The sequence below is a fragment of the Rhodoluna miladensis (SeqCode) genome (assembly GCF_965234705.1).
In the GTDB taxonomy this organism is placed as follows: Bacteria; Actinomycetota; Actinomycetes; order Actinomycetales; family Microbacteriaceae; genus Rhodoluna; species Rhodoluna miladensis.
Map to the genome: position 1 here is coordinate 83,613 of NZ_OZ248465.1, position 24,576 is coordinate 108,188.

Below are 24,576 nucleotides of genomic sequence, written 5' to 3' on the forward strand. Positions count from 1 at the left end.
GCGGAACGACACTTTAGGAATTGACAGCGAAAGGAAACCTGCGCGAATTGTCTATTTTTGACCGATTACTTAGATCCAAATCAGCGACACTGGAAGCGATTGCGTGGGCCGTTCTACGAGTGGGACTAAAAGGTCGAGAGTTCAACCCAATAGCTTATTCCGTCTGGCAAGGGGGCCTTATCGCTTCGGGGGTGAACCCAGTCATTCACGCCGCAACATTTGGACTAAGGGACAGGCTTCTTGGCCTAAGAAAAACCTTTGAAATTGGAGCGTCGCAATCTAACAGCTCTTCAAAAGACTGGATTTTAATTGTAACGCACGATACGAGTAGGACTGGCGCTCCGGTTCTTGCACTTAATCTCGTTTTGGGATTCTCCAAAAAATACAACGTGGCCACTCTCTCACTGGGACCCGGAGAGCTAAAGCCTAATTTTATAGGTGCATCTGATGCTTATTATCAGAACCATGGTCGGGATTCCAATACCCAACGATTCGATGAGCGCATGTCGAAAATAATCAAGGATCATAAGTTTGTCTTTGCATTAGTTAACTCAATAGAGTCGTTATGGGTCACGGAAGCACTCACAAAACGCGCTATTCCAACAGTTGCTTTAGTCCACGAGTTTTCTTCTTATTCTGTTCTCCGTGCTTCAATTCTGAATGGGCTAAGGAGCGTATCGAAACTGGTTTTTTCGTCAAATGCAACGATGAGATCGTTTAAGGAGGCTGGACTTCTTGCAGTAGATTCAAATGCGGTCGTAAGACATCAAGGAGCCTGCCAAGTTCCAGAGAGCTTTGGATCAAAAACCAAGGTCGATCTTGAGTTTAGGCGCCAGATTGAAGAAGCAATCAGACCTGAAGATCCCGATGTGCCGTTGAGGGTTATCGGAGCTGGATTGGTTCAATACCGCAAGGGTGTGGACCTCTTCATCAGTCTTGCTTCGCGCATAATCCAGACTCCAGGCTTTGAAAACTCTCGATTTCTTTGGATTGGTGACGGCTATGACGCCAATGACATTACGTACGGTGCTTTTTTGACGGACCAGATGACGCGCTCCAATTTGGAAGGCAGGCTATCGATTCTTCCAGCTAATCACGACTACAGTTTTGCCTTGGGTAATGCGGACTGCCTTGCTTTGACTTCGCGCCTAGACCCTTTCCCCAATGTCGCTATTGATGCGCTTCGAGAAGGAATACCGGTCGCCTGTTTTGAAGGGGCATCAGGGTTCTCCGAATTTGCCCTAACCAATGAAGCGCTTCGCCCCTTAATAGCGCCGTATCTTGATGTGGAGAAAATGGCTTCGGGCATCACTTCTTTTTTCAAGAATCGCAGCCTAACTGAAAGATCCGCCAATAAGGCGCTAGTCAAGGCTGAGTTTGAAACCCACTTCAATTTTGCAAAATATGCAAATGCCTTGGAAGAGTTAGCGAAAGATGTCCGCTAGAACTCTTGCAGACAGTCGCGTGTTAATTTTGGGGGCAAATGGATTTATTGGGCGCAATTTATCCCTCAGGTTTTCGGGGAGCGTCGGTGAACTGAGAGGATTTGGACGTGCACCAAGAAGCGGTGCCTTGACACAATCCACAATTGATTGGGAGGAAGGGGATATCGCAGACACTGCTTCTATTGAGCCCCTAATTAGGCAGTCAGATGTGGTGTTTCACCTTGTTGATTCATCTAACCCTGGCAGCAGCATCCAGGAATCAGGGCTCAGATTTGAAGACATCCTAAATTCGACAACCCGAATCTTGGATGCTTGTGTTTCCAGCAGGGTCGATCGATTCGTTTTCTTATCATCGGGGGGAAGCGTCTATGGAAATACCGCGAACATCCCCACACCCGAAACTTCACCTACGAACCCTATATCGCCTTATGGGCAAAAGAAGTTGGCTATCGAGAAGTTGCTCGCCACATACAGGCTTGATCATGGCCTAGATTACGTAGCAATTCGAGCATCGAATCCCTACGGGGCTTACCAAGTTGGCAAGAATAAGCAGGGCCTGATTGGCTCAGCACTCATAGCCGGACTAGATCGACGCCCATTTGAAATTTGGGGCGACGGTACCGTAGTTCGAGATTTTGTATACATTGACGATTTAGTGGATGGAATTGTCCAAGCAACAGTCAGCGATTCAATGTTCAGGGAGTTTAACTTAGGAAGCGGTCAAGGGCTATCAGTGAATGAAGTTCTGGATGTTTGTGATGAATTCCTAGACCATCCTCTGGAGAGGATTTATAAAGAAGGCAGGAGTCAGGACGTTCAAAAGAGCATTTTGGACATTTCTCGAGCCCAGAGCGAACTCGATTGGGAACCTACCATTTCACTGCAGCAGGGCATCGCTAGAACAAAAAACTGGCTGGAAAACAACACCTCTCTATGGAGCTAGCCTCTAACTGCAAAACCGTCACGGAATGAGAACAAACGGTACTTTCTTAGAAACCTGAGCACCTCTTTGGCGGCCCGGAAGCCCCCCTTGAAATCGGTCATTCTGTTCCTGCTTCCATAGCCTTTATGAATCACGCGCGAACTGGATACAACATAGTTGGTCCAACCTTCCGCTAACGAGCGCATACCAAAGTCAACATCGTTTAATCCCACTGCGAAGGTTTCGTCCATTCCACCAACATCAAGATACTTTTGCTTGGAAACCACGGCACAAGCAAAAGAAATCGCCGATACTGGTCGGTCCCGAGCGAGTGTTCCCGAAACAATCGGATCCGAAAGAATCTGACCACGGAGCATGCTTCCTGCGATACCGCGGTGGCCAAGAGCGATACCCGCATCTGAGATTAGATGCTCGTTCTCTAGAAGAACGGGGCCAACCACTCCTGCGTTGACCCAGAGCGCCTTACTTACTAGCCAATCAAGCCACTCGGGTTGAACAATGAGCGCATCATTGTTTAGGAAGCAAAGAACTTGCCCGCTCGCTTCACGGGTTGCGAAATTACATATGGCGGCAAAGTTGAACTCACCAGGGAAGTCGATTGAGGTAATTCCAATTTGGTTGAGCTCTCGCAAGTAGGAGAGAGTCTCCGGCTCCACCGAACCATTGTTGACGACCAAAACTTCATAATTCGCATATAGCGTGATGCTCCTAACAGACCCTATGCACCGTTTCAGAAGATCCACGCGATCTCGCGTGGGAATAATGATTGTGACTTTTGGTCCCGAATCGCGGACACTCAGTATCTGCTCGTTAGTGGCGGGGGGCTCGCTTTGGCTGAAAAAGAGTTCTGGCGAATAGAACCTTCGCAAAACATACCTAAGCACTTGAATCAGCAACATCTCAATACCCTAGCCTTCTAGACTTATCGTAAATGAAGAATTCAACTTATGTTTGGGGAATGCTGGGCTGGCATGATTTGCGCCAGGCTTATCGTCGATCTGCCCTAGGGCCCTTTTGGATCACTGCGGGAATGGGCATCCAGATTGCCACTATGGGGGTTGTCTTCAGTTTGATCTTTCAAACTCAACCCCAAGAGTACGTTCCATTTTTGGCGGTAAGCATAATTCTTTGGATGTTCATGGCAGCGTCAATCAACGACAGTTGTCTTTCGTTTATATCCGCTGAAGGCATCATCAAGCAGCTCGATGTCCCACTACACGTCCATGTTTTTCGCGTTCTTTGGAAAAACACCCTTAACTTCGCACACAATCTTGTCATAATCCCCATCGCCTTCCTAATCGTTGGTTTTTCAATGGGCTCAAGTATTTTCCTATTCGTACCCGCATTCGCTCTTCTCATATTGAACCTGAGTTGGATTTCAATGATCTTGGCGCTACTTAGTGCAAGATTTCGAGACACCCCTCCAATTGTGAACTCACTCATGACTGTTGCTTTTTACGTGACGCCTGTTATGTGGTACCCGTCTCTGCTGCCAGGGGGTACCGCCCACTTACTCTTGGGACTGAATCCGCTTTACCACTTGCTTCAAATTGTCCGCTTGCCAATTCTCGGCGAATTACCGACCCTAGAGAATTGGTATTTGTCAGTACTCCTGGCAATCGCAGGCTGGGCCATAACTTTGCTCTCGTTCGGTAGGTTTCGCAGCCGTGTCGCGTTTTGGGTTTAGGTGAATAATGTCACTAATCAAGTTTGAAGATGTGTCAATTGAATTTCCAATTTTCAATGCGACCGGACGATCTCTGACGTCACGAATCCTTCAGGTTGCAACAGGGGGAAGACTCGATGCAGACGCAGGCGGACGAGTTCTCGTGAGAGCCCTAGAGAACTTTTCAATAGAAATTCAACCCGGAGAACGTGTTGGAGTGATTGGACACAATGGGGCTGGTAAGTCAACGCTATTGCGTGCGATGAGTCGCGTGTACAAACCAACAACCGGCTCAGCTCGGGTAATTGGCAGGGTTGGCTCTCTAATTGACATTTCGCTGGGAATCAATCCAGAGGCCACAGGCCGGGAGAACATCTACATTCGAGGTGCCTTACTTGGGCTTTCTAAATCAGAGATAACCAATAAATTTGATCAAATTGTTTCTTTCTCGGAACTAGGAGACTTCATAGAAATGCCAGTCAGGACTTATTCCTCGGGTATGCATCTGCGGCTGGCTTTTTCGGTTGCCACTTCAGTCGTTCCGGAAATTCTGCTAATGGACGAGTGGTTAGCTGTGGGTGATGAGGGCTTTGTTCACAAGGCAGAGGGCAGGCTGGCAAACCTGGTTGAGGCTACAGAGATACTTGTGTTGGCAACCCACTCAGAAGATCTTCTAAGGAGGGTCTGTAACCGAGCAATCTGGCTGGAGCGAGGTAGAGTTCTGATGGACGGCCCAGTGGACCAGGTCGCAAAGTCCTACTTCAGCCCCAAATAACCCGCAGCCGAGTCCTTCGAACTCGCAGTGAATTCAGTAATCCCAAAACCCTCACCTATTTCACTGAAGGACAGGGCTATCTCCGGATCGAAAGGGTTAATCGTTTTCTCATTCGCTGGATCAAATTCCGTCGTGCAGAGGTACCTAGTTACACTTTCGTCCTCAAGTGCAAGAAAACCATGACCAATACCTTCCGATACCAAAACCGCTAGAGCATTACGTTGGGATAGAACCACAGCATCCCATTTGCCGAAAGTTGGAGAGTCGGGTCGAATATCCACAACGAAATCCCAAATAGCTCCTCTGGGGCATGAAACATATTTAGCTTGGCCTCGGTCGCTCGCTGTCCAGTGAATTCCCCTGACAACGCCCTTCTTGGAGACACTTTGGTTCACCTGAAGAACAGGAAATGTTCTACCAAGAGCTTCTGCTATCTCGGATGCCTTGAATACCTCGTGAAAGTCACCTCTGTCATCGGGAAAGATTGTGGGAGTGTGCAGCCAAGCACCCGCAATTTTCAATGGTGTAAAACTCATTTGGTCCTCTGGTAGTTTTATGTCATCACTAGGGTAGCTGAGCAAGGACACTTTATGGGGTATGCACTGCTTGGTTCAAGCGGAATGCTAGGAGCTGATATCTCGGCGGCCCTAGCAGACCTAATTAGTTCAGTTCGATCGATCGATAGGCGTGAATTAGAGGCTGCTGCATCTATAGATGTAATCACTTCAAAGCTAGCTGGGAGCGATTCCTTAGTAAATGCGACCGGCTTTACAGCAGTGGATAGGGCCGAATCCGAACAGGACCAAGCCAATTTAGTAAACGCTGTCTATCCAGCAAAGCTGGCATTAGCAGCCAAAGATTTGGGATTTCGGTTCATACACATTTCAACCGATTATGTGTTTGATGGAACCTCCACTCTTCCTTACAAAATCACAGACACCCCCAACCCCCAATCGGTGTACGGCCAATCAAAGCTTGCTGGGGAAATTGCGGTGCAGGAATCTGGTGCTGACTACCAAATCTTCAGAACAGCGTGGCTTTATGGAGCCAATGGAAACTGCTTCCCGAAGACCGTCGCCAGGGTCCTCAAGCAAGCCGGACAAATGAAAGTTGTGAACGACCAAGTTGGACAGCCAACTTGGACAAAGGATTTAGCTGAGCTAATCATCGCTCACCAAAATCTCGAAGCCAGCGTGCATCCGAGGATTGTGCATGCAACTGCATCCGGCAGCTGCAGCTGGTATGAATTTGCTTGTGAGATTGCCGCGAGCCTTGGCTACATCCCAGATCAGGTAATCATTCCAATAACAACTGCTGAGTATCCAACACCAGCCAAACGCCCTGCTTATAGCGTTTTGGACAACCAGAATGAAACTGGATTAGTGATTGGTGATTGGCGAAACAGATGGAAAGAAGCCGCTCCGCTAGTTCTCGCCGAGTATCTCTAGTAGGTAAAGTCCGTATCCGGACTTTTCATATTTCTTAGCTTGAGCTTCTAGTTGCTTATCGTCAATTAGTCCCATTCGCCAAGCAATCTCCTCGGGAGATCCAATCTTGGATCCTTGGCGCTGCTCAACTGTTCTCACAAACTCTCCTGCTGACAAAAGTGAATCGATTGTTCCGGTGTCAAGCCACGCGGTTCCGCGCTCAAGCTTCTCCACAGTTAGTTCGCCCTTGGCCAAGTAAAGGGCATTGAGATCAGAGATCTCAATCTCACCTCTATTTGATGGCTTTAGGGATCTAGCCAGCTCTGAGACTTTCTCGTCATAGAAGTAAAGACCAGGAACCACGTATTTGCTCTTTGGCTTAGCTGGCTTTTCTTCAATGCTGAGAACCTTGCCAGCTGAATCAAATTCAACAACACCGTATCTCTCAGGGTCAGACACCTTCTGGGCAAATATTGTTGCTCCAGACCTACCTGCCATGCGGGAGAGAGTCTTACCCATACCACTGCCGTGGAAGATGTTGTCCCCAAGGATTAAGGCGCTTTGGCTGCCTCGGATGTGCTGTTCGCCAATTATGAAAGCCTCAGCAAGTCCATTGGGTTTTTCCTGAGTTTCAAACGAGAGTTTGATACCCCACTGCGAACCATCACCCAAGAGTCTTTTGAACTGCTCCTGTTCGTGAGGAGTTGTGATCACAAGGATGTCTGTGATTCCAGCCAGCATCAGAGTGCTGAGGGGGTAGTAAATCATGGGCTTGTCATAGACAGGCATTAGTTGCTTAGAGGTGGCCAGGGTAAGAGGGTGCAGCCTAGTTCCCGAGCCCCCAGCCAGAACGATGCCTTTCATGTTTGATAGCCTAATGCCGAAGAAGGGCCCCTCAATAAATGAAGATTCTGGTTACCGGCGCAGCAGGCTTTATTGGCTCTAATTTTGTGCGCCGGTCCTTGGCTCTAAGGCCTGATCTAGAAATCACCGTCTTGGATTGCCTAACTTACGCGGGACGCATGTCGAACCTCGAAGGTCTGATGGAAAAAATCACCTTTGTCGAGGGAAACATTCTTGATAAACCACTGGTTGACAAGCTGGTAAAAGATGCTGACTTGGTTGTTCACTTCGCAGCTGAAAGCCATAACGACAACTCTTTGTCGGACCCAGAGCCATTTATTCAAACCAACATCAACGGAACCTTTGTTTTGATTCAGGCTGCTACAAAGCACGGCAAAAGATTCCACCATGTGTCAACCGATGAGGTCTTTGGTGATTTACCTCTCGAGGGAACCGAGCGCTTTACCCCCGATACTTCTTATAACCCCTCCAGCCCGTACTCAGCTTCTAAGGCGGCAAGTGATCATATAGTTCGGGCTTGGGTTAGGTCCTTTGGCCTAAAAGCAACAATTTCTAACTGCTCTAACAATTACGGGCCGTATCAGCACGAAGAAAAGCTAATTCCACGAACAATTCTTTTGGTTTCCGCTGGAATCAAGCCCAAGGTCTATGGCTCCGGAGCAAATGTTCGGGACTGGATCTTTGTTGACGATCACACCGACGGCGTCTGGGCGGTTATTAACAAAGGTCAGATCGGCCAGACCTACCTTCTTGGGTCAGACAACCAAAGAAGCAACCTTGAGGTGGTTCGCTCAATACTTACCGCCATGGGCAAGCCTGAAGACTTTATTGACTTTGTTGAAGATCGACCAGGGCACGATCTTCGCTATGCGATTGATGCATCCAAGACCATTTCAGAACTTGGTTGGACACCTAAAGAAAACTCCTTTGAAGACAAGCTTCCAGAAGTTATTGACTTCTACAGCAAGCTAGAGATCAACCTAGATTCGATCTCACACTCAGGGCTTTCCAACAAATCCAGCAAGTAGTTAGAGTCCTGGCTCTTGCTTTAGCTCGGCACCCACGAAAAGCTACAGCGCCTTAGTGCTTGAGAGACTTGCTTACTCTCATACCCGCCAAATAGGTTGCAACTCGAACCGGGTACTCCCACAAAAAACTAATCGGCCTAAAGATCTTTGGCAGGTGGGAAACTCTCACCTGACTTGCTTCCTTGACTGACTCAGCTCGTCTTGAGACAGAAAGGGAGCCTGGGTGCCAGCGGAACTTAGCAAGAACCTGCGGCACAAAAACGGCCTTCCCAATCTTGCTAAGCGATAGAAAAAGCTCAAAGTCAAAAGCCCAGCCAAACTTCTGGCTTAAGCCCCCAACCTTCTCAAATGCATCCCGCCTATAAAGCGAGCCTGGTTGTGGGATAAGTTGCGGACCAAATCGAAGTAGTGGAACTGCCCAGCTACCGGAGCGATTAACGAAGATCTTCTTTCCTTCAGGGTCAATGTATTCGCAACCGCCATAAATCAGCACCGGGCTATCTGGTTGCTCGATTCTGGTTAGGACAACATCAAGTGAGCCTGGAGTGAGCAAATCATCATCGCCAAGCCAGTTGATGTATTTGATGTTTTCTGGAAGCGATCGAAAGCCAAAGTTGATCTTGGCTGCAAGAGCGGGGTCTTGCTCGTCTAGGTATTTATCGATTAGACCAGCAGCTAGAAGTGGCTCGGCATCAAAGCCTTTGTTGCCTACCAGCAGGATGTAAGCAGATCCTGCTTCCCTGATGGACCTAAGGGCCAGGGGCAAGTACTCGGGTCTTTGTCCAATGGTTGGGACAACGATTCCAATTTCAGTCATGAGCCCCGTTTTCCTAATGTTCACCAAGTCTATTTTGATTGGAGCTAACTCAAGCCGGCTGGTATTGGCATGGCTCTGGAATACTAAAGCCATGCCCGAAAAAGAGCTAATCCTGCACGTTGGCTTTCATAAGTCAGGCACCTCTGCCCTGCAGGAATCATTCTCGGCTCAAAGAGCCGAGCTGAAAGCTTTGGGTATTTGGTATCCAGACATTGGAAGAAAAGCTCACCACAGGATTGCTTGGGCGCTAACTCAAAAGCCCTGGGGTTGGAAAACCCGTGGTGGTCAGATCACGCCCTTTAGGCACTTCACTTCTCTGGTTCGAAAGATCAACGGCTCAAAACACCAGAAGGTGCTTTTGAGCAGTGAGTTCTTTTCAGAACTCACCATCGATCAGATTCAAAAAATAGCTGAAGCGGTGAAAAACCGCGACATCAAGATCTTGTTTACGCTTAGGCCACTTGTGAAGGTTTTGTCTTCTTCTTACCAGCAGTACCTAAAGTATGGAACCAAGGTCGACTACGTTCAGTGGCTACACTCTGTGCTTGATGAGCCAGGGGTGTCCAAGGTCAACCCAACCTTTTGGAAAAGGCACCTGCACGGCGATGTTGTTAGTACCTGGGCCAAGGTATTTGGATCAGATGCGGTAACTGTCTTGATCGCCGATGAGTCAAGACCAGAGTTTTTGTTTGATAGCTTGAGCCAATACTTGGGTCTGTCCACAGGGTTTTTGAAGGATCAAGGAACCGGAACCAACCGCTCTCTTTCTCTAGAGGAGATTGCTTTACTGCTTGAACTGAATAGAACCTTCCCCAAAGAGCGAGAATGGTCTGAGTACCTGACCTTTATTCGAAACGGTTATGTTCGACAGCTAACCGACCGCGTTCCAATCAAGGAAGACTCTGCCAAGCTCTCCACCCCAAGATGGGCAATTGATAAAGCAAACTCCATTGCTGCAGACTCCAAGAACACAATTGCTTCCTTGAGAGTGAAAGTTATTGGAGATCTGCAGTCGCTTGATTCGGCAAGCGTTGCCGAAGGTGAACCGAGCTATCCAACCTCAATTGATATCGCCACAGTTTCAGCCGCAATGCTGGGATTTGATAGGAATCTTGCTAGAAGAGTTCCAGTCAGGTGGATTCTTTCCGCACTCAAAAAAAGAGTAAGAGATCAACTTAGATTTCTAGGGCGCTAGAAACAATCAACACTCAGCAAATACACAGCAATCAACCTATGGCCAAACGCCTTTGCCTCAAGGGCCCAGCAATGAGCGCAATCTATACTTGAGCAAATGAGCACATCCAAGCCCATCATCCGGGTGAAGCAAACCAGCTCCCTAGCCGACCTGCTAGAGATTTTTGTTTCTGCTGATGACGATGTGGTGCTAGTTGACGAAAACTCGGTTATCACAGCGCCTCACCTTGAACTCCTTACAGACTTCCCCCGCTCAGCATCAGCTGCCTTAGTTGGAAAACAGACTGATTTTTCAGACACCCTGGTACGCGCTACCCAAGTTGTTTCCGCCTCCAGCGCCAGCCACAAACCAACCGAGACTAATCGGGTCTTCACCGGCGCTATCAGGCTCTCCAAAAAACAAGCACCCGAAATAACTCGGGCGCTGGAACAAGCAGCAAGCAGGGGTGCCCAGGGCAACGCCCTGGACCTTTTGTTGGTTGCCCTTATTCGAGCCACCATCAAGGTCGACGCTGCTGAGCTGGTTGATGCGCCTTTTGCAAGAACAACCGATGCCAGCATTCGAGAAGCAGTAGCCAAAGATATAGCCAAGATCAAGATTCCAAGGCTTCGTCTGAAGCTTGCTAATCGTGCCAACGATGGTTTCTTTTCGGTATTTGTGCTTAGGCGCTTTAGCAAGCTATTGACCTGGGCGGCAGTGAAGATTGGTGCCACCCCAAACCAGGTGACCCTGGCTTCTTTCGCTATTGGCCTATACGCGGCTTATTTGTTTGCACTAGGGGATACTTGGTCGCTTATCGGTGGAGCTATCTTGCTACAAGTGAGCATCATCGTGGACTGCGTTGATGGAGAGCTAGCAAGATACACCAGGAAGTTTTCTGAACTTGGAGCTTGGCTTGACGCGATCACGGATCGCGTCAAGGAATACGCAGTGTTTCTTGGCCTGGCCTACGGAGCTTTTGTTCAGCACGGCCAAAACCTTTGGTTGTTGGCAGCAGTGCTGATGGCCATCCAAACCTTTAGACACTTATCGGACTACAACTTCTCTCAGGTTGTTAAGGCAAGAGCCGTTGAGACCGAGCCCGTCCCAGTTGATTTCATGTCGGAGTGGGATGGCATAACTGCTCAGCTAGAGCAAGTTGACTCAGAAGCTGACGAGCCAAGCCTTGCAAAAAAGCGCATTCGCTACTGGCTTGGCAAAATCATCATCTTCCCAATCGGTGAACGCTGGCTAGCTATTAGCTTCACCGCCGCTGTTGGTGGTGCAATGTTCACCTTCACGCTGTTGCCCCTTTTGGCGCTGTTCTCAATGATCTGGGTTTACCGGGTAAGGCTTTACAAAACGATCGACATGGCAAAAACCCGAATCGCCTCTCCAGTGATTTCGCTTCAGTTAGATCTTGGCTTTCCAGTCAAGACTTTCTTCAAACGTCTTGACTGGCTAGAGCCTTCGCTTCTTCGAGCGCTAGAGCTTGGTGTTCTGATTGTCTTGTTTGCCATAACCGGAAACCTAGGGGTTTCGAGCTTTGTGATCTTGTTCTCGATTGCATTTAATCACTATGACAATCTTTATAGAGCAATGCAGGGCGAGCAAAAGCCTGAGTGGCTAAGCATTCTGGGATACACGGTCTTTGGCCGAATAGCGCTAATTGGAGCCGCTTTGTACCTTGGGGTAAATCTTGACCTGTTTGCAGGCTATTTCTTTGTTTGGTTCTTGATTGTTAGCTCAATCCAGTGGGTAGTTTCCCGCCGGGTAAAAACCAAGACTTAAGTTCTCCACAGCCCAAAGTTCCCAAGCCCTTTATTGTCTGAGGGCTAGGGTTGGAATTAGAAGTAGTACTGGAAGCTAATCCAAGGAGCAATCGTGTTTGGTCTAATCTCAAAAGAATTTGCCACTTCAAAAAAACTAATCGCGATTTTTGTAACAGCTGCTCTGACACTAGTTGGACTAACCGGCGTTTCAAGCCCAGCAAATGCCTCAACCCCTTTTGAAGTCACCTACAACGGCAACACAATTGGTACCGCTGTGCCAACTACTCAGACCCAAACCAGAGGCGTTGCCTTCACTCTGCCAACTGCTTCCGCAGTCACTGGAGCTAGAAACGGCTACGCATTCGGTGGTTGGTCACTAACCGCAGGTGGTCCGGCCGTTGCTAACCCATTTACCTACACCGGAGATGCAGCAACCGACAACAGCCGCCTAAATCTTCACGCGGTGTGGAACACAACTTTGACCTATAACCTAAACGGCTCCGACTTTGGTTCTTTGGCAGCGGCCAAGACCAGCGACACTTACCGCTTTGGTCAAACTCTCACTTTGCCAACCGAGGGAACTGCAGTCAAAGCTGGCTTTGCCTTTGGTGGCTGGCTAACAACAACTAGCTCAACAACCAGGCTTACTTCTTATGTTGCCGGCACCACCGAAACCGGGGATAGAACACTCTACGCAGCCTGGATCAAGACAGTTTCCTTCTTTCCAAACGGTGCAACCGTTGGAACTATCCCAACTTCCCTTACTTACTTCGCTGGTGGCACAAGACTGAAACTTCCAGTGATCTCGGAGATGACCCTTCGCAGACCTGGCTATCAGTTCATGGGTTGGTCAACTAGCCCAACTGGAACAGTTGCTTCAAATCCGGATTCTTATGTGCCGATTGTCGCTCAGCGCTCTCTATTTGCAATTTGGAAAATCCAGAGCACCAAGGCAATCGCTCGCGTGTTCTTCAACCCAGGTAGTGCAACCCTTCGCGCGGGACAGAAACTAATTCTCCGCGACCTAGTTGACACTGTGGATAAGGGAACCGCCATCAAGATCACCGCCGCTGCAACAAGGCCTCGGAGTGCAGCCGCATCCTTGGGTAAAAAACGTAACGATGCCGTTGTAGCTTACCTACGCACACTTGGTGTGGAGGCAACATTTACCAGAACCAACAGTGCTGGCACGGCTTCGACAACCGCTCAGAAGAACAACCGAGTGACCCTTAGCGCTTCTTGGACGAACTAGCTAAGAAGCTCTAGAACTGCTTGAGCAGCATTGTGACCTGCAATGCCGCTTACGGCACCGCCTCTTCGTGCTCCTGATCCACAAACCAATACATTCTCTTGTTTGGTTGAAACACCCCAGCGCTTTGCAGGCGAACTTAGATCATCACCGTCTTCAACAAACGGCCATTCCAGTGCTCCGTGGAAAATGTTGCCACCGGGAAGACGAAGAGCATCTTGCAGGTCTAGTGTGGTCTTAGCCTCAATGCAAGACTTGCCGTTCTCATCTAGCATCAGCAGATCTTCAATCGGCTCGGCCAGCACAGAGTTGAGTGAATCTAGAACTGCGCGGGTTAGTAACTCACGCATCTCGTCGTTACTCTTTCCGCTTAACAAACTATGTGGTGTGTGTAGGGCGAAGACCGTCAAGGTCTGAGCTCCCTGCCCCTGCAGTTCCTTTGAAAGAATCGTCGGATCAGTCAGGCTGTGACAATAAATCTCGCATGGCAGAGGGCTTGGAATTTCACCTTTGCTTGCCTGTTCAAAAGCTGTTTGCAGCTGGGCGTACCCTTCGTTGATATGAAAGGTGCCGCCGAAGGCGGCAACCGGATCCAAAGTTTCATCCTTGAGCTTGGGCAATCTCTTCAACAAGAGATTCACTTTTACCTGTGCACCATCAGCCTTAGTAGCGGTTGGAACAACATCTTTGATTCCAGTTAGCTTCTCCAGCTCAATAGGAGAAACATTCGCCAAGACAAATTTGGCTTTGATGTGTTCTGCCTCTAAAACCTCATCGGCATATCCTGGGCTGTGTGCGGTGTAAGAAACCGTCCCATCAGTTGCAATTGCCCTGACATCACAATCAGCCATGAGTGTTGCCCCCGCAGCCAATGCTGCTTTTCTAAGGCCGTCAGATACTTGCCCCATACCGCCAATTGGTATGTTCCACTCACCGGTTTCATTGCCAATCACGTGATACAAAAAGCATTTGTTTACATCCAAGTTGGGATCCAGGTTGGAACCGAAGGTTCCAATCATTCCGTCGGTTAGAACTACCCCTCGAACCAAATCTGACTCAAAGGATTTCTCAATCACTTCGCCAACAGGTTTCTCAATGAATTCGTTCCAGATCTGATCTGTCCCTGCAAGCTCTTTGAGCTTGGCCTTAGCTTCAGATCTGGTCATCAACGGAGACAAAACAGTTGGAAACAGGGCCTGAGCTAGCAGTGTGGTCTTTCGGTAAAACGCTTGCCAGGCTTTGGCGTCGGCGCTTGCGCCGATGGACTCAAACGAGCTTTGGGTGTTTGCCTGGTCGTGGTTATCAACCAGCAGACCTTTGTCTGATTCTGGTAGCGGTGTATAAGAGGAGTAACGCCTTGGGGCAAGTTTGATATCCAGATCCAGATCCTCGATGATCTGCTTTGGAAGAAGTGAAACCAGGTACGAATACCTAGATAACTTGGCATCAACCCCAGCAAAGCTCTTTTCAGATACCGCTGCCCCGCCAAAGGTTGATAGCCGCTCAAGTACCGTCACATTCAATTCAGCTTTGGCTAAATAAGCAGCGGCGGTTAGGCCATTATGGCCACCGCCCACAATGACAACATCCACCTGCTTGTCCATCCCAACAGTCTAGGCATGGCAAAAGAGGGACTTTGATGGGGCAATTACTTCTCTTATTTGGGGCTAGAACGGCCCTAAAGGGGTTTTTTCTAGGGGTAATTGGATTGTTATCCAATCGAAACCCCACACTCCAAAGGGCCAGATTTTGGTGGGGTAACCTATTGAAGTTAGTGGGAACGGGGGTTCTACCCCGTTTCTCTTAATACAACCGACAAATAAGGAGAACAAATGAGGGCTACTCTACGCCGTCGTTCAACACTGGCTGTTGCAACTCTTGCAGTTGCAGCGCTAGCACTATCAGGTTGTGCAGCTACCGAAGAAGATTCAGCTTCTGGCGTTGACTGTGCACCATTTGAGGCATACCTAGGCAACGAAGGCACCGAGGTTGAGATCTACACAACCATCGTTAGCCCAGAAGCTGACCTATTCCAGGAGTCATTCCTTGACTTCGAAGAGTGCACCGGCATCACCATCAATTGGAACGGAAGCCAGGAGTTCGAAGCTCAGCTACCTGTTCGTGTTGAGGGTGGAACTGCACCTGACCTAGCAATTTTCCCACAGCCAGGTCTTCTAGCAAAGATGGCAGCAACCGGTTCAATGGTTGCAGCTTCAGCTGACCTATCTGCGTCAGTAGATGCTAACTACACCCCAGACTGGAAGAACTATGGAACCGTTGACGGAACCTTCTACGCTGCTCCTCTAGGAGCTAACGTGAAGTCATTCGTATGGTACTCACCAAAGACTTTCGCTGACAATGGCTGGTCAATCCCAACCACTTGGGACGAGCTACTAGCTCTTTCTGACACTGTTGCTGCAACTGACGTTCAGCCATGGTGTGTTGGTTTCGGCTCCGGTGAAGCTACCGGTTGGGTTGGAACTGACTGGATGGAAGACCTAATGCTTCGCTTCCAGGATGCAGCTACCTACGACAAGTGGGTTTCCAACGAGATGAAGTTCAACGACCCTAAGGTTGCTGAAGTTCTATCAGAAGCTGGAAAGATCCTAAAGAACGCTGACTACGTTGGCGACGTTGCTTCGATCGCTACCACCACCTTCCAGGATGGTGGAGCTGGCATCGTTGACGGTTCATGTGCAATGCATCGTCAGGCGTCATTCATCGGTGGAATCCTTGCTGGTGACTACGGAGCTACAATCGTGACTCCTGCTGACACCGACGTAGAGGGTGGAATCACAACCTTCTACTTCCCAGGTGTTTCTGCTGACAACAAGCCAGCTCTTGGTGGTGGAGAGTTCGTAGGAGCTTTCTCTGACCGTCCAGAAGTACAGGCTGTTCAGCTTTACCTAACCACTGCTGAGTGGAACAACAAGAAGGCCGCTCTTGGTACTTGGTTCTCTGCTCACCTAGGACTAGACACTGCAAACGTTGCTGACCCAGTAAACGCTGTAGCTGTTGAGATCCTTCAGAACGCAACAACCTTCCGCTTCGACGCATCTGACGTTATGCCAGCTGCTGTTGGTGCAGGTTCATTCTGGAAAGAAATGACCGCATGGGTTGCTGAGGACAAGTCAGACAAGGCCGTACTAGACGCCATCCAGGCATCTTGGCCAGCTAACTAGTCAAGTAAGAACTGATTAAACGTGTGGGCCCAGAGCAATCTGGGCCCACACTTTTATCTTCAGTCCTAAGCTCCCAACTTGATTTGGAGCCAGACTCAAAAAGCAACTAGCATCAAAACACAAAAGCTTTAGCAATATTCGTCAAGGGGAGCACCAATGCACGCGATTGACTTGGTCACCAGGAAAACTGGCTGGGAGATTATTGCCCCGAACTTGATCACGTTGGTTATTGGACTTGTGGCATTTGCCGCAATTGTCGTTTTACTTTTCATACTTGCCGAACGAACCTCAGTCAAAGCTCAAGAGTGGGCTAAGTACCTGATCTTCTTGGTTCCGGCGGTAGCGCTGCTAATCATTGGACTTATCTATCCAGCAATTCGAACCCTGATCCTCTCGTTTATGAATGCCGACAGCGATGAATTTGTTGGAATGGATAACTACGTCTGGGCTTTCACCAGACCCGAAATTCTTCAGGTGCTAACCAACACCGCCATCTGGGTGTTCGTGGTTCCAACGGTCTCTACCTTTATTGGTCTTGTCATTGCATATCTGACCGACCGCATGAAAACTGCTGCAGTTGTAAAATCCCTAATCTTTATGCCCATGGCCATTTCCATGGTTGGAGCTTCGATCATCTGGAAGTTCGTCTACGATTTCGAACCAAACCTCAAGAAAGTAGACATCGGCCTTCTTAGCTCCCTGAGCAAAGCCGTCGGCATAGACCCACCGAACTGGCTGCTTGAGAACCCACTGAATACCTTCTTGTTGATTGTTGTAATGATCTGGATTCAGACTGGATTTGCGATGGTGGTTTTATCAGCCGCCATGAAGAACATCCCCGATGAGGTCGTTGAAGCCTCGATGCTCGATGGGGCCTCGCAGCTAAAGAGATTCGTGCAGATCACAGTTCCAATGATCAGATCTTCGATTGTGGTGGTGCTAACCACCATCACCATTGGAACACTGAAGGTGTTCGACATAGTTCGAACCATGACCGGTGGAAACTTCTCCACGAACGTCATTGCCAACGAAATGTATTCCCAGACCTTTAGATCACTGAACTATGGAACAGGCTCCGCCCTGGCCATCATCTTGTTCCTAGGAGTGGTTCCAATCATTTGGTACAACATCCGCCAACTGCGCCTTGAGAGGACGGAACGCTGATGAGCATTCAAAACGCTAAGCCAGCCAAGGTCAAAAAAACCAAAGTCCCTATCTCCACCCCAGAAGGTCGCAAGAAGATGAAAGACGCCTTCAGCTCTCCTTGGGCATCGGCCGCAGCGATCATCATCGCAATGCTTTGGACTATCCCAACGTTTGGACTATTGGTTACTTCATTCAGACCAGAAAAGGACATTAACGCAACCGGTTGGTGGACGTTCTTTGCTCAGCCGAATTTCACACTCGAGAACTACGAGAGCGCGCTGTTCCAGGGAACAGCCGTCACCCCACCTCTTAGCCAATACTTCTTTAACAGCTTTGCCATTACTTTGCCAGCAGCAATCTTCCCGCTGACACTGGCAGTCTTCGCTGCTTACGCTTTGGCCTGGTTTGATTTCAGAGCTAAGAACTTCATCTTCTTTAGCATCTTTGCTCTTCAGGTAATCCCGCTTCAGATGTCCCTTGTTCCACTGCTCCAGCTTTTTGCCAAGGGTCTGATGATCGGCGAAGACGTGATCATTCCACCGCTTGGAATAACCGGAACCTACATTCCAATCTGGATTGCCCACACCATCTTTGCTCTTCCGCTGGCTATCTTCCTGATGCATAACTTCTTGAGCCAAATACCAAGAGAGCTAATCGAGGCAGCGCGTGTTGATGGAGCCGGATGGTTCACTTTGTTCCGTCAGATTGTTTTCCCGCTGAGCGTTCCTGCAATTGCATCTTTTGCGATCTTCCAGTTCCTCTGGGTATGGAATGACCTTCTGGTGGGACTTACTTTCGGAGGAGGGGTCAAAGACATTGCGCCACTGACTGTCCGCCTGGCCGAGATGGTTGGTACCCGAGGATCGAACTGGGAGGTCCTGACAGCAGGAGCCTTTATCTCGATGATTGTCCCGCTGATTGTCTTTTTTGCCCTTCAGCGCTACTTCGTTCGAGGCCTACTGGCAGGCTCCGTAAAGGGCTAACCCGTCAGGCTCTGATTCCTCGTAATCTTGAGCCATGAATCAGGCAGTCTCGGACTCGGCGCGCTTAGCCGCCTCCAATTTATCTTTCAGCTCGATTCGAGATCTCGTCCCCAAGGTGATGCCTTACTCAATTCGAATTCTTTTAGAAAATGCCCTAAGAAATCACGGCGCTGATAGTGAAGCGGTTCAGAGCCTTCTTGGCTGGAAGGCGTCAGCCGAGAATGGCATCGCAATTGACGTTTATGCAACCAGGGCATTTTTGCACGACACCAACGGCGTACCGGTATTAACTGACTTAGCAGCAATGCGGGATGCCGTCAGCGATCTCGGGCTTGATCCAGCAATTGTCAATCCACTTATACCTTCGGAACTCACAATCGATCACTCTGTTATTGCCGACGTTTTCGGCGCTGAGGACTCGGCAAGAAAGAATGCCGAAATCGAGTTTGAAAGAAATAATGAGCGCTACCGCTTTCTGAAGTGGGGACAAAAGAACTTCGAAAACCTAAAGGTAGTTCCCCCAGGTAACGGAATTATGCATCAGATCAACTGTGAGTATTTAGCTCGAGTGATTGAACAAAGAGAAGGCGCCGCATTTCCTGATTTGTGTTTAGGTACTGACTCACACACAACTATGGTCAACGGCGTAGGCGTTCTAGCTTGGGGAATAGGTGGAATTGAAGCAGAGGCTGTAATGCTCGGGGAACCATTCTCGATGGTTGTTCCCGAAGTAGTGGGCGTCCGGCTAATTGGGTCATTGTCCAAACTTGCAAACGCCACTGATTTAGTCCTGACAATAACTGAGCGCCTACGAAAGGTTGGAGTAGTTGGAAAGTTTGTTGAGTTTTTTGGACCTGGACTTGCCAACACATCAGTTGCTGACCGAACCACAATTGCCAATATGGCACCGGAATTTGGAAGCACCTGCGCCTATTTTCCAATAGACAATCAAACTCTTACCTACCTAGCGCTTACTGGACGAACCGATAAGCATGTGGAATTAGTCGAGGCTTACAGTAAGGCGCAGCTACTTTGGCACGAACCGTCAGAGACCCCTGAGTATCAGCAGATTATCGAGATTGATCTTTCCAAAGTTGTCAGTTCAATAGCCGGACCTAGAAGACCCCAGGATCGAGTTTCACTTAGCGAAGCCAAGGAAAATTTCGATCAGGTGATTGCGGAGCTAAAGTCCGAAAAAGCTCAGAACCAATATCAACTGCGAATTTCGGATAACGCACACGTCGTTTCCGACGGCCTTGTTGCCATTGCTGCAATCACTTCTTGCACGAACACTTCTAACCCGAGAGTAATGGTCGCGTCTGGATTGCTTGCCAAAAAAGCTGCCGAAAAAGGATTGTTCACTAAGCCTTGGGTGAAGACCACATTGTCTCCAGGTTCCAAAGTGGTTACCGATTACCTAGACAAATCAGGTCTCACCCAAAGCCTCGAGTCCCAGGGTTTTTTCTTGGCAGGCTACGGATGCATGACTTGTATTGGAGCATCCGGCGATCTAGTTCCTGAGGTTGAGAATCTGGTTCGTGAATCTGGGCTAACTGCCGCCGCGGTTTTATCGGGCAACCGAAACTTTGATGGCCGCATTAATCCGGATGTTCGCCTTAACTACTTAGCCTCACCCCCCTTGGTTGTGGCCTACGCGTTAGCCGGAAACATGGACTGGGATTTCAAGTCCACCCCATTGGGCAAAGACTCATCTGGGAAAGATGTATACCTATTTGATATTTGGCCCGAGACCGAGGAGATAGACGCCGTCGTAGATCTAAATCTTCAAGCTTCGATGTTCACCAATAGATACCAGCACGTTTTTGAAGGTAATGATCTCTGGCAAACCCTACCCGCCATCGAGGGGACTAATTACATCTGGGAAACCGAATCAAGCTATCTTCGTCGCCCAACTTTCATGAATTCCATGACCCATGAGGCCGCGGGGATAAAAGATATTTTTGGAGCACGAGTTCTCGTGAAATTGGGTGATCAAATCACCACCGACCACATTTGTCCCGCTGGTGCGATCCCTGCAAGCTCTATTGCAGGGACTTATCTCGCGAAACTTGGAGTAGCTAGGACAGATCTAAATACATACGCTTCAAGAAGAGGCAATCTTGAGGTGATGATGCGTGGAACTTTCGCTAACATCCGATTACGTAACCAGCTTGTTCCTGAAAAGGAAGGAAACTTCACAATCGACTTTCTGGATGGCAACGTGAAGAGCATTTTTGATGCCGCCATGAGTTATCAAAGTCAGTCAGTTCCCCTTGTGGTTCTTGGTGGAAAACTTTACGGTGCAGGCTCATCTCGAGATTGGGCTGCCAAAGGCCCAGCACTGCTTGGGGTCAAGGCAGTTATCGCCGAGTCATTTGAACGCATCCATCGGTCAAATTTGATTTGCATGGGCATTCTCCCGTTGCAGTATCTTCCAGGGCAGTCGGCCCAGACCCTCGGTCTCAAAGGAGACGAGATCTTCGAGCTATTAAATCTGCACCAAGCAATTAAAGGAAAGACCATGAAAATAGCTGCTGGGGAAAAGAAGTTTGAGGTCGAGGTCCGCATCGAAACGCAGAGGGAGAGAGATTATCTGAACCATGGTGGTGTTTTACAGTACGTTCTTCGCAAGTTGATTGGGAAGGCCAAGTCGGCCTAGGCACCAACCAAAAGCTATAAAGGGGCTGGATTGCCCTGAATGCAGGCTAGAAGCCAGATATTGGAGAAGTTGGATACTTGGTAAACAAGGGGTGTCCAAAAGTACTAATCTGGAATGCACTGGGGGAGTATCCCAAAGCGAATGCATCGCCATTCCCGGCTGAAAAGCCCGGGCATTCGGTCACTGGAAATAGTGATGGAGAGACTCAGTCTTTAGTCAACAATGGGGTTGGCGGTGAAGACTGAAAACCCCAACGTTATCTGAAGCGGACTTTCCGCCGGAGAGTCCTCGATTCAAAATCTGGAGGACACAACATAGTGAAAAAAATCGTAATCGCAGCATCAGCCATCGCGCTGATCGCTTCTGGAGTAACTGTTGCACCAGCTAACGCAGCATCTGTTTCAGCATCTCGCGCCACCGTTGGTGCAGAGTGTGCTGTAGTAGGCACAGTGGCTAAGGCCAAAGGCGCCGACGGCTCTGACCTAGTTTGCCGTGTGGCAGCCATTGGAACTTCCAAGGGAGTTAGACAGTGGCTATATGCAGAAGACCCAATTCTTGCAGGACTAGACATGTTGATCACTACAGGACCTGGTGGATTTGACACTTTTGGAACTGAAATCAACAAGGCACTGAAGGCAGAAGGTCTTGTAACAGCTGAGCCAACCAAGCGCAACATTTCAGGTGCAGGTCAGACCGTTGGACTGACAAGCTTTTATAACAACGACAGCGGAACAGCCAACAAGGCAGTAGTTGTAGGCTGGGCATCTGTTGGTGGCGTTCACGTAAACAAGGGTCCGGTAAAGGTTTCTCAGCTGGTTCCAGCGGCAAAAATGACCGAAGACCCAATTGCATTGGTTGTTCGCGCTGACTCCAAGTACAAGAAGCTAAGCGACCTACTTGCTGACATGAAGAGCAAGAAGATTGCAATCGCCGGAGGTTCCACTGGAACTCAGGACCAGTTCATGGTCGCGAGCATTTACCAGAAGCTTGGTGCTGCTAAGAACATGAACTACATTGCATACGCAGGTGGTGGCGGTGCTCTTGGTGGCATCATGTCAGACGCTCAGTTTGCAGCTGCGGTTTCAGGCTACGACGAGTTCTCTGCCCAGATCAAGGCCGGCAAACTACGCGTACTCGGTATCAGCTTCAGCAAAAGAGTTCCTGGCATCGACGCCAAGACCCTGAGCGAGCAAGGCATGCCTGTTGTTGTTGCCAACTGGAGAGGCCTTGCCCTTCCAGCCGCGACTTCAAAAGAGAACCGTGACAAGTTCATTCGCGCAATCAGCGTAATGAGAGTTTCAAACTCTTGGAAGTCAGTTATCGCAAGCCGAAACTACATCGACGCATTCATGTCAGGTGACCGTTTCAACTCATGGGTTAAGGGACAGGAGCGCGCAGTTTCTGCAGCGTTTACCAAACTAGGACTATGAGTCGAATCGGACTAACATCCGCAGCAAAGGGGGAGCTGGTTTTCACCAGCTTCCTCTTTCTTGCTGGGGTAATTGTGATAGCGGACACTGCCATGCTGCCGGACATGCTGTCCGACACCTACGTAAGCCCTAAGGTATTTGCTTTCACAGTTGGATTTATGCTGGCAGGCCTCTCTCTGTTTCAAATTGTTCAGGTTTTTAGAGGGAAACTTGGAACACCCGATGGCATTGAGGGTGGAGAGCTATCTCAAACCTCTAACTGGTTGGCCCTTAGTGTCGCCTTAGGATCACTGCTTTTTTATGTATTGTTTATTCAGTTGCTTGGCTTCATCCTTTCGGCAGGAGTTTTGTTCTCAGGGCTCTCATGGGCACTTGGTGCCAAGAACAAAATCCGAATGGTGCTGATAGCTTTCGCATTTTCCTCCATCATGTTCTTCGCGTTTACCCAAGGTCTTCAGCTGGCCCTTCCTTTGGGATTTGATTTCCTAACCAGCGTTGAGCCAACAGATGCGGAGTGGTGATGGGATTTATTGAGGGGCTTGTAGCCTCACTAACTTTGACAAACCTAATGTTTGGTTTGATAGGAAGCCTTCTTGGAACTCTTGTAGGAGTGCTTCCTGGCATCGGCCCAGCCCTGGCCATTACCCTGCTGTTGCCGATAACTTTTACCGTTGAACCTACCTCTGCACTGATTATGTTTGCGGCCATCTATTACGGAGCCATGTACGGAGGCTCGACTACATCGATTTTGCTCAACGCCCCTGGAGAATCAGGCTCGGTAATGACCACGATCGAAGGTAACAAGATGGCCAGGGCCGGTCGTGCGGGTGCGGCCTTAGCTACCGCCGCCATTGGTTCGTTTTTTGCAGGAGCTGTTGCAACCGGTTTGCTTGCTGTTGGAGCCCCTTTCATCGCTGACTTGGGACTACGCCTTACCCCCGCCGACTACTTCGCCCTAATGGTTTTGGCTCTTGGAACAATCAGTGCGGTAATGGGCCAGTCTGTTGTGCGCGGCCTTATCTCGCTTTCGGTGGGCTTAGCTATCGGTTTTGTAGGCCTAGACATTCTCACAGGAGCTCAGCGATTAACCTTCGGAAACCTTTACGCACTGGATGGCATTTCAACAGTTATCGTGATCGTTTCTCTATTTGCTGTCGGGGAGTCACTTTACGTTGCCTTCAAGGGGCGATTTGGAGAAGCTCAAGTAATCAAGTTCAAGGGCCGAGCTTGGATGACCAAGGACGACTGGAGTAGATCCTGGAGACCTTGGGTTAGAGGAACTGCAATTGGTTTCCCACTTGGCGTTTTGCCTGCTGGTGGATCTGAGCTTCCAACTTTCTTGAGCTACAACCTGGAGAAGCGTTTAGCTAGCAGGAAAGCCAAGAGTGAATTCGGCAAGGGGGCCATCGAAGGTGTAGCAGGGCCGGAGGCTGCAAACAACGCTAACGCTGCGGGTTCTTTGGTTCCACTTCTTGCACTGGGAATCCCAACTTCAGCAACTGCGGCTGTCATGTTGGCATCGTTTGATCAGTTCAACATCCAGGCCGGACCATTGCTCTTTAGTGAACGCCCTGAGATCATTTGGACTCTGATTGGTGCATTATTCATCGGTAACTTTCTATTGCTGTTTATTAACCTTCCGCTAATTGGCATGTGGGTGAAGCTGCTAAAGATTCCCCCTTACTATCTGTATGCAGGAGTTCTAACGCTTGCGATGCTTGGTGCTTTTGCTGTTGCACAAAACACCTTCGGAATGACTGTGGCTTTAGCTGTAGGAGTACTCGGGCTATTGTTTAGGCGATATGGCTACCCAATAACCCCATTAATCCTTGGTGTTGTTATTGGTCCTTTAGCCGAACTCGAACTCCGCAGAGCGGTGCAAATTGCTAACGGCGATTTCATGACACTTATTGAAAAACCCTTCAGTGTATTCATATACACAGTCCTAATTCTTGGGCTAGTAGTTCCGAAGTTGTGGCCAATGATCAAAAAGCGAATGGCACTAAAATAGAGCCA

General features: G+C 49.0%; 21 protein-coding genes. 16 read left to right on the forward strand and 5 right to left on the reverse strand.

Going from position 1 to position 24,576, the window contains the following annotated elements:
- The first annotated feature begins 20 nt into the window (after window positions 1-20).
- A complete protein-coding gene (locus tag AC8GDC_RS00425) occupies window positions 21-1,445 on the forward strand; it encodes a glycosyltransferase (RefSeq protein WP_506557914.1) in 1,425 nt (474 codons plus the stop codon).
- Entirely contained in the window at window positions 1,435-2,388 is a 954-nt protein-coding gene (locus tag AC8GDC_RS00430; RefSeq protein ID WP_506557915.1) for an NAD-dependent epimerase/dehydratase family protein, read from the forward strand. Before AC8GDC_RS00425 ends, AC8GDC_RS00430 begins: the two co-directional genes overlap by 11 nt.
- Here the strand turns inward: AC8GDC_RS00430 and AC8GDC_RS00435 are convergent.
- Window positions 2,385-3,287 (reverse strand): glycosyltransferase family 2 protein, encoded by a 903-nt coding sequence (locus AC8GDC_RS00435; protein WP_506557916.1) that lies wholly within the window; start codon window positions 3,285-3,287, stop codon window positions 2,385-2,387. The two genes, AC8GDC_RS00430 and AC8GDC_RS00435, sit on opposite strands and share 4 nt — an antisense overlap.
- Window positions 3,288-3,319: 32 nt before the next feature.
- Between AC8GDC_RS00435 and AC8GDC_RS00440 the strand changes: the two genes are divergently transcribed.
- Both AC8GDC_RS00440 and AC8GDC_RS00445 read left to right on the forward strand, forming a co-directional pair.
- Window positions 3,320-4,075: an ABC transporter permease gene (locus AC8GDC_RS00440; RefSeq protein ID WP_506557917.1), complete on the forward strand. Its 756-nt coding sequence runs from the start codon at window positions 3,320-3,322 to the stop codon at window positions 4,073-4,075.
- A 7-nt stretch (window positions 4,076-4,082) separates the two neighbouring features.
- Window positions 4,083-4,829 (forward strand): ABC transporter ATP-binding protein, encoded by a 747-nt coding sequence (locus tag AC8GDC_RS00445; protein WP_506557918.1) that lies wholly within the window; start codon window positions 4,083-4,085, stop codon window positions 4,827-4,829.
- Here AC8GDC_RS00445 and AC8GDC_RS00450 read toward each other — a convergent pair.
- On the reverse strand, window positions 4,811-5,365 hold the full coding sequence (locus tag AC8GDC_RS00450) for a dTDP-4-dehydrorhamnose 3,5-epimerase family protein (RefSeq protein WP_506557919.1): 555 nt from the start codon (window positions 5,363-5,365) through the stop codon (window positions 4,811-4,813). The genes AC8GDC_RS00445 and AC8GDC_RS00450 overlap by 19 nt on opposite strands.
- A 54-nt stretch (window positions 5,366-5,419) precedes the next feature.
- Here AC8GDC_RS00450 and rfbD point away from each other — a divergent pair, with 54 nt between their 5' ends.
- Complete coding sequence (gene rfbD / locus AC8GDC_RS00455; RefSeq protein ID WP_506557920.1) at window positions 5,420-6,277, forward strand: dTDP-4-dehydrorhamnose reductase; 858 nt, start codon at window positions 5,420-5,422, stop codon at window positions 6,275-6,277.
- Here the strand turns inward: rfbD and rfbA are convergent.
- Window positions 6,254-7,120, reverse strand: a complete 867-nt coding sequence (gene rfbA, locus AC8GDC_RS00460; RefSeq protein ID WP_506557921.1) for a glucose-1-phosphate thymidylyltransferase RfbA — start codon at window positions 7,118-7,120, stop codon at window positions 6,254-6,256. The genes rfbD and rfbA overlap by 24 nt on opposite strands.
- A 38-nt stretch (window positions 7,121-7,158) precedes the next feature.
- Here rfbA and rfbB point away from each other — a divergent pair, with 38 nt between their 5' ends.
- Window positions 7,159-8,148 carry a dTDP-glucose 4,6-dehydratase gene (rfbB, locus tag AC8GDC_RS00465; RefSeq protein WP_506557922.1) on the forward strand — a complete coding sequence of 330 codons (990 nt, stop codon included), beginning with the start codon at window positions 7,159-7,161 and terminating at the stop codon, window positions 8,146-8,148.
- A gap of 52 nt (window positions 8,149-8,200) precedes the next feature.
- Here the strand turns inward: rfbB and AC8GDC_RS00470 are convergent, their stop codons facing one another.
- Window positions 8,201-8,965, reverse strand: a complete 765-nt coding sequence (locus AC8GDC_RS00470) for a glycosyltransferase family 2 protein (RefSeq protein ID WP_506557923.1) — start codon at window positions 8,963-8,965, stop codon at window positions 8,201-8,203.
- Between the two features lie 91 nt (window positions 8,966-9,056).
- Between AC8GDC_RS00470 and AC8GDC_RS00475 the strand changes: the two genes are divergently transcribed.
- The 3 genes from AC8GDC_RS00475 to AC8GDC_RS00485 all read left to right on the forward strand — a co-directional run bounded on the left by AC8GDC_RS00475 (window position 9,057) and on the right by AC8GDC_RS00485 (window position 13,163).
- Window positions 9,057-10,160, forward strand: a complete 1,104-nt coding sequence (locus tag AC8GDC_RS00475; protein WP_506557924.1) for a sulfotransferase domain-containing protein — start codon at window positions 9,057-9,059, stop codon at window positions 10,158-10,160.
- A 96-nt stretch (window positions 10,161-10,256) separates the two neighbouring features.
- The gene (locus AC8GDC_RS00480) at window positions 10,257-11,930 is read left to right on the forward strand and encodes a CDP-alcohol phosphatidyltransferase family protein (protein WP_506557925.1); all 1,674 of its coding nucleotides are present in this window, start codon (window positions 10,257-10,259) and stop codon (window positions 11,928-11,930) included.
- 93 nt (window positions 11,931-12,023) lie between these two features.
- Window positions 12,024-13,163: an InlB B-repeat-containing protein gene (locus tag AC8GDC_RS00485; RefSeq protein ID WP_506557926.1), complete on the forward strand. Its 1,140-nt coding sequence runs from the start codon at window positions 12,024-12,026 to the stop codon at window positions 13,161-13,163.
- On the opposite strand, the gene AC8GDC_RS00490 is transcribed toward AC8GDC_RS00485, so the two are convergent.
- Window positions 13,160-14,764, reverse strand: coding sequence for a phytoene desaturase family protein (locus AC8GDC_RS00490; RefSeq protein WP_506557927.1), 1,605 nt, complete (start codon window positions 14,762-14,764; stop codon window positions 13,160-13,162). The genes AC8GDC_RS00485 and AC8GDC_RS00490 overlap by 4 nt on opposite strands.
- A gap of 228 nt (window positions 14,765-14,992) precedes the next feature.
- Between AC8GDC_RS00490 and AC8GDC_RS00495 the strand changes: the two genes are divergently transcribed.
- The 7 genes from AC8GDC_RS00495 to AC8GDC_RS00525 all read left to right on the forward strand — a co-directional run bounded on the left by AC8GDC_RS00495 (window position 14,993) and on the right by AC8GDC_RS00525 (window position 24,571).
- Window positions 14,993-16,342, forward strand: coding sequence for an ABC transporter substrate-binding protein (locus tag AC8GDC_RS00495; RefSeq protein ID WP_506557928.1), 1,350 nt, complete (start codon window positions 14,993-14,995; stop codon window positions 16,340-16,342).
- 156 nt (window positions 16,343-16,498) lie between these two features.
- Window positions 16,499-17,506, forward strand: a complete 1,008-nt coding sequence (locus tag AC8GDC_RS00500) for a carbohydrate ABC transporter permease (protein WP_506557929.1) — start codon at window positions 16,499-16,501, stop codon at window positions 17,504-17,506.
- Window positions 17,506-18,471, forward strand: a complete 966-nt coding sequence (locus tag AC8GDC_RS00505; RefSeq protein WP_506557930.1) for a carbohydrate ABC transporter permease — start codon at window positions 17,506-17,508, stop codon at window positions 18,469-18,471. The genes AC8GDC_RS00500 and AC8GDC_RS00505 overlap by 1 nt, the downstream gene beginning before the upstream one ends.
- A 34-nt stretch (window positions 18,472-18,505) precedes the next feature.
- Entirely contained in the window at window positions 18,506-21,130 is a 2,625-nt protein-coding gene (acnA, locus tag AC8GDC_RS00510) for an aconitate hydratase AcnA (RefSeq protein WP_506557931.1), read from the forward strand.
- 317 nt (window positions 21,131-21,447) lie between these two features.
- A complete protein-coding gene (locus tag AC8GDC_RS00515) occupies window positions 21,448-22,560 on the forward strand; it encodes a Bug family tripartite tricarboxylate transporter substrate binding protein (protein ID WP_506557932.1) in 1,113 nt (370 codons plus the stop codon).
- Window positions 22,557-23,081, forward strand: coding sequence for a tripartite tricarboxylate transporter TctB family protein (locus AC8GDC_RS00520; RefSeq protein WP_506557933.1), 525 nt, complete (start codon window positions 22,557-22,559; stop codon window positions 23,079-23,081). Before AC8GDC_RS00515 ends, AC8GDC_RS00520 begins: the two co-directional genes overlap by 4 nt.
- Window positions 23,082-23,128: 47 nt before the next feature.
- Window positions 23,129-24,571, forward strand: coding sequence for a tripartite tricarboxylate transporter permease (locus AC8GDC_RS00525; RefSeq protein WP_506557934.1), 1,443 nt, complete (start codon window positions 23,129-23,131; stop codon window positions 24,569-24,571).
- Window positions 24,572-24,576 lie beyond the last annotated feature (5 nt).

Bases quoted from the DNA above. Each gene is read 5' to 3' on its own strand.
- rfbB (WP_506557922.1), top strand. From the start codon at position 7,159: ATGAAGATTCTGGTTACCGGCGCAGCAGGCTTTATTGGCTCTAATTTT.
- rfbD (WP_506557920.1), top strand. From the start codon at position 5,420: ATGGGGTATGCACTGCTTGGTTCAAGCGGAATGCTAGGAGCTGATATC.
- AC8GDC_RS00480 (WP_506557925.1), top strand. From the start codon at position 10,257: ATGAGCACATCCAAGCCCATCATCCGGGTGAAGCAAACCAGCTCCCTA.
- AC8GDC_RS00490 (WP_506557927.1), bottom strand. From the start codon at position 14,764: ATGGACAAGCAGGTGGATGTTGTCATTGTGGGCGGTGGCCATAATGGC.
- AC8GDC_RS00435 (WP_506557916.1), bottom strand. From the start codon at position 3,287: ATGTTGCTGATTCAAGTGCTTAGGTATGTTTTGCGAAGGTTCTATTCG.
- AC8GDC_RS00500 (WP_506557929.1), top strand. From the start codon at position 16,499: ATGCACGCGATTGACTTGGTCACCAGGAAAACTGGCTGGGAGATTATT.
- AC8GDC_RS00430 (WP_506557915.1), top strand. From the start codon at position 1,435: ATGTCCGCTAGAACTCTTGCAGACAGTCGCGTGTTAATTTTGGGGGCA.
- AC8GDC_RS00495 (WP_506557928.1), top strand. From the start codon at position 14,993: ATGAGGGCTACTCTACGCCGTCGTTCAACACTGGCTGTTGCAACTCTT.
- AC8GDC_RS00450 (WP_506557919.1), bottom strand. From the start codon at position 5,365: ATGAGTTTTACACCATTGAAAATTGCGGGTGCTTGGCTGCACACTCCC.
- AC8GDC_RS00470 (WP_506557923.1), bottom strand. From the start codon at position 8,965: ATGACTGAAATTGGAATCGTTGTCCCAACCATTGGACAAAGACCCGAG.
- AC8GDC_RS00445 (WP_506557918.1), top strand. From the start codon at position 4,083: ATGTCACTAATCAAGTTTGAAGATGTGTCAATTGAATTTCCAATTTTC.
- acnA (WP_506557931.1), top strand. From the start codon at position 18,506: ATGAATCAGGCAGTCTCGGACTCGGCGCGCTTAGCCGCCTCCAATTTA.
- AC8GDC_RS00520 (WP_506557933.1), top strand. From the start codon at position 22,557: ATGAGTCGAATCGGACTAACATCCGCAGCAAAGGGGGAGCTGGTTTTC.
- AC8GDC_RS00440 (WP_506557917.1), top strand. From the start codon at position 3,320: ATGAAGAATTCAACTTATGTTTGGGGAATGCTGGGCTGGCATGATTTG.
- AC8GDC_RS00475 (WP_506557924.1), top strand. From the start codon at position 9,057: ATGCCCGAAAAAGAGCTAATCCTGCACGTTGGCTTTCATAAGTCAGGC.
- AC8GDC_RS00525 (WP_506557934.1), top strand. From the start codon at position 23,129: ATGTTTGGTTTGATAGGAAGCCTTCTTGGAACTCTTGTAGGAGTGCTT.
- AC8GDC_RS00505 (WP_506557930.1), top strand. From the start codon at position 17,506: ATGAGCATTCAAAACGCTAAGCCAGCCAAGGTCAAAAAAACCAAAGTC.
- rfbA (WP_506557921.1), bottom strand. From the start codon at position 7,120: ATGAAAGGCATCGTTCTGGCTGGGGGCTCGGGAACTAGGCTGCACCCT.